General features: G+C 64.5%; 1 protein-coding gene. It reads left to right on the top strand.

The genetic code is table 11. The features are described from left to right. Positions 1-648, top strand: a 648-nt coding sequence (locus HHX31_RS33425; RefSeq protein WP_169953805.1) for an ABC transporter permease, incomplete at its 5' end; no start/stop codon positions are given. Positions 649-651: the final 3 nt, after the last annotated feature.

Genomic DNA, 651 nt, shown 5'->3' on the forward strand with positions numbered 1-651 from the left:
GCCGGCGCGGGGGTGGTCAACGGGTTGCTGGTGTCGTATGGGCGGATGGTGCCGTTCATCGCGACGCTGGCGATGCTGGTGGCGGCGCGGGGTCTGGCGCAGCGGATGTCGAATCAGCGCACCCAGCTGGTGCAGGCGGACAACTCGATGATCGTGGAGTTGTCGACGACGCGGGTGCTGGGGCTGCCGTTGCTGGTGTATGTGTTCGCGCTGGTGGTGCTGATCGGGTGGGTGGTGCTGAACCGGACGACGTTCGGGCGGCGGACCTATGCGGTGGGGGGTAACCCGGAGGCGGCGCGGCTGGCGGGTATCGATGTTCGCCGGCACACGGTGTTGTTGTATGCGTTGTCGGGGTTGTGCTGTGGCATCGCGGCTGTGTTGATCATGGCGCGTACGACGACGGGGTCGTCGACGCATGGGGATCTGTATGAGCTGGACGCGATCGCCGCGGTGATCATCGGTGGGACGTTGCTGACCGGTGGGCGGGGCACGATCATCGGTTCGATCCTCGGTCTGCTGATCTTCACGGTGATCACGAATCTGTTCATTCTCAATGGTCTGAACACCGCCGACCAGTTGGTCGCCAAGGGTCTGATCATCGTCGTCGCCGTGCTCCTGCAGCGCCGCGGCCTCAAAACACGAACCTGACCT

This window comes from Microbispora sp. H11081 (assembly GCF_012999535.1).
In the GTDB taxonomy this organism is placed as follows: Bacteria; Actinomycetota; Actinomycetes; order Streptosporangiales; family Streptosporangiaceae; genus Microbispora.